The sequence below is a fragment of the Paraburkholderia sp. genome, assembly GCF_049581445.1.
Taxonomy (GTDB): domain Bacteria; phylum Pseudomonadota; class Gammaproteobacteria; order Burkholderiales; family Burkholderiaceae; genus Paraburkholderia.
Window position 1 is genome coordinate 1 of the sequence record NZ_JBAURZ010000411.1, and the last position, 2,736, is coordinate 2,736.

At 64.5% G+C, this 2,736-nt stretch carries 4 protein-coding genes; all 4 read left to right on the plus strand.

The genetic code is table 11. The features are described 5' to 3' along the window. On the plus strand, positions 1 to 764 hold a 764-nt coding region (locus tag WCA85_RS35450; RefSeq protein ID WP_424070492.1), incomplete at its 5' end, for a hypothetical protein. Between the two features lie 121 nt (positions 765 to 885). Next, positions 886 to 1,257 carry a hypothetical protein gene (locus WCA85_RS35455; RefSeq protein ID WP_424070494.1) on the plus strand — a complete coding sequence of 124 codons (372 nt, stop codon included), beginning with the start codon at positions 886 to 888 and terminating at the stop codon, positions 1,255 to 1,257. 122 nt (positions 1,258 to 1,379) lie between these two features. Further along, positions 1,380 to 1,697, plus strand: coding sequence for a hypothetical protein (locus WCA85_RS35460; RefSeq protein WP_424070496.1), 318 nt, complete (start codon positions 1,380 to 1,382; stop codon positions 1,695 to 1,697). Continuing rightward, entirely contained in the window at positions 1,697 to 2,563 is an 867-nt protein-coding gene (sctJ, locus tag WCA85_RS35465) for a type III secretion system inner membrane ring lipoprotein SctJ (RefSeq protein WP_424070498.1), read from the plus strand. Before WCA85_RS35460 ends, sctJ begins: the two co-directional genes overlap by 1 nt. Positions 2,564 to 2,736: the final 173 nt, after the last annotated feature.

Sequence of the window (2,736 nt, forward strand, 5' to 3'; positions counted from 1 at the left end):
GGCAGGCCGAACGCGCATGGCTGTTCACCCATGCGCCGCTCACCTGGATGTGCAAGCGCTGCGCGACCTTGCCGCGCCGCACGTGGGCTGCGCTGGCGGCGGCGCTATTCGTGCCCGTGCTGCTTCACTGCCTGAGCCTGTTTTCACCGCAGCCGCTGGCGTCCCAGACGGCGTTGCTCGACCAGCCTGCTTTCCGCCACGTGCGCATGCGGGTCGACAAGGAAACTGGTCGGCGCGTCTACGCGGGCTATGTGCAGAGCGCCGGTGAGCTTGGCGCGCTCTCGCTCGCCATACGTGCGCAAGGCCCGGCGGACGTCATGCGCGTGGCGGTAATCGACGCCATGCAGGAGCAGTTGAGTGATTTCCTCGACAAGTATTACCGCGGCGCCAGGATCGAGGCGGCCGAGCCCGGTGCGTTCGTTGCCACGCCGCCCGCCGCAGACGGCTACCTGCTGCCCGAGTCATGGGACTACGGGCGGCTCGGCCGGCTTGCCCGCGAGCAGATAGACGGTCTGCAATCGTTACGGTTTGCAGGCCACGAGAAGGATAGTGGTCCCGTGCGCATTCCGTTCGAAGCGCTCGGTCTGAACATTATTTCAACACCGCACGCCGCGTGGCTTACTGACCTGCAGGGCACGCGTTATTTCGTGGGCGCACGCATACCGATCGGCAAGATCACGCGCATCGCCCCATGCAGCGCAACGGTGGTGCGTGACGACGAAAGCGTCTACAGCCTCAGCGCGAACCGCGCCGGTCCCTGCTGAGGCCGGAGAGAATCCAACCGGGGCATTGCCCTGCCTTCGTGCGCTGGCGCGCCGCCCGAAGGATCCGGGAGCGTGTGACAAGCTCCTCATGCGCGTCGCTTAACATTAAGGAATCTTAAGTATGATCTCAGCATCAGCAAACATCGGCTATACGCCGCCCATGTACAGCTACGGCATGCCACAGGGCAACCTGGGCAACTCGGGCGGCACCAGCATGATTGCGTCCGACGGCACCTTGTCGCTGCCGGGCGTTGCACAAGCGGTCACGCGCAACCTGCAGAACCAGGCTCAGCAGATCAACCAGTTGCAGCAGCAGGGCGCCTCGGCGACCAATAGTCAAGGCAACGGTCAAAGCGCCGGCGGCCAGGGCAGCGCCACGATGTTGACCATGCAGGCGAAAGTCGGCGAATACACGACGGCCTTGCAGCAGGGTACATCGATCATGAGCGGCCTCTCGGACACTCACAAGTCCGTCGCTCAAAACACGAAGTAAACCCGCGCACGCACCTGCGGGCCCCCTGACGGGGGCTCCACAAGGGGCTGACGCATGCGATCCAGCGTAGCCGACTGCACGCTCTCGCGCAATCTTCCATTCACGCAGGAGAAACCATTCCGATGCTATCGCAAGCTGTGGTGAATTCGCTGCCGCTCGACGCGGCGCGCACGCCTGCCGTCACGCTACCCCAGACCCCGCAGGCCGACGCGGGCAACAGCGGGCTCGCCCAATTCGCCGAGCGCATGCAGGGGTCGCTGGAAAGCATGACCGTGCCGCTCGGCGTGCTGTTCGATCCGTCCCGCCGGCGCGGTCTGTCCACGGCCGAGCTGCTTTGGCTGCAGGCGGCCGCAGGCGAATACTCGGCCAGCCTTCTCACGCTGTCGCACATCGCTCAGAGCGTCGGCAGCACCATTCAATCCCTCACGCAGAGAACGTAATGCGCCGCGCGCTCTATCTTCTGCCGCTCGTTCTGCTCACCGCATGCAAGACCTCGCTATTCGAGGGGCTGGACGAGGACCAGGCGAACCGCATCATTGCAGTGCTGAGTCATCACGCCATCGCTGGCTCGAAGGAACGCAACGCGGACAAGAGCTGGAGCGTTTCCGTGAACGACGACGACGCTGTAGCTGCCACAGAGCTGACGGGCGCCTACGCGTTGCCGCGTGGTGGGCACGCCAACCTGGGTGAACTGTTCAGCCGGGAAGGACTGATCTCGAGTCCTGAAGAAGACCACGTACGCTATGTCTACGGACTTACCCAAGAGCTCTCCGAAACGCTCGAAAGGATCGACGGCGTGCTCGTGGCCCGCGTGCATATTGTCGATCCGCCGCGCGATCCGCTCAGCGGCCCTTCAGCGCCACCCACGGCTTCCGTGCTGCTGCGCTACAGCAGCGACACGAGTATGGAGCCGATGCGAGAGAAGATCCGTTCGCTCGTCGCGGGCGCCGTGGAAAGTCTGACACCCGATCACGTCTACGTCACGCTCGTTCCGGTTACGCCGGTCCTCACGCCCACTGAGATTTGCGGGCGAATGGGCAACTGTGCGCCCCAGTTCGACACCGGGCGCCGCAACAGCACGCTCGCGCTCATCGTGCTCTCCACCATGGGGTTGCTACTGATCGCCGCGGCCTGGGTGTGGGAATCGGGCGTGCGCTCCTTCCCGAAGCTCGGTTCGGTCGGCATCACGTTATTTCGCCGCCGCGGGCGCCGTAATCGCGAAACTCAAACAATGCCGTCCGAGGTTACTCCGGCGGGCCAACCCACTGCCACGAAGTCCAACCCAACTGCAGGAGACCGTAAATGAAACACCGACCCTTGCTCGCCGTGGCCGACTGGGCGCATTCGAGCTGGCTCGAAGACGCGGCGCCCGCGCGTACCGAACGCTCCCGCGCCGAAGCCGCCTCGCGCTTGTTCGCCCGTTTCTCACAACTGCCACAGGCCGGTACGACACAACTGCCATGGTTCGCGGCCCCGCTC

Excerpts from the sequence above, each read along its gene's own strand:
- WCA85_RS35455 (WP_424070494.1), top strand. The coding sequence starts at position 886 with ATGATCTCAGCATCAGCAAACATCGGCTATACGCCGCCCATGTACAGC.
- WCA85_RS35460 (WP_424070496.1), top strand. The coding sequence starts at position 1,380 with ATGCTATCGCAAGCTGTGGTGAATTCGCTGCCGCTCGACGCGGCGCGC.
- sctJ (WP_424070498.1), top strand. The coding sequence starts at position 1,697 with ATGCGCCGCGCGCTCTATCTTCTGCCGCTCGTTCTGCTCACCGCATGC.